This is a genomic window from Acidovorax sp. SRB_24 (genome assembly GCF_012931925.1).
The window spans coordinates 1-253 of sequence record NZ_MWOM01000359.1 but is presented as its reverse complement, the minus strand read 5'-3'; the positions used below and the strand labels follow the sequence as shown (position 1 = coordinate 253).

At 75.1% G+C, this 253-nt stretch carries 1 pseudogene; it reads left to right on the top strand.

The features are described from left to right. A pseudogene (locus B2J89_RS22270) lies at nucleotides 1-187 on the top strand (methyltransferase type 11); the annotation flags it as partial. Between the last annotated feature and the right edge of the window lie 66 nt (nucleotides 188-253).

Below are 253 nucleotides of genomic sequence, written 5' to 3'. Positions count from 1 at the left end.
CTCGCGCGAGGACTGGGAGCGCGACATCCTCGACGAGACGCTGACCGACCCGCGCCTGTTCCGCCACCGCGCGGAGCTGTACCGGCGCGGCCTCGCGCAGGGCTTCATCGAGCTGGGCGGCGGCATGTGGCTGAGCCGCCAGGCCGAGGTGCCGCTGTTCGAACTTGAATGTGCAGGCGGCCGGTGAGCGCTGCCACCGCCACCCCCAGCGCCGCCGTGGGCCACGCGGTGTCGCGCCTGCGCACCGCGCGCC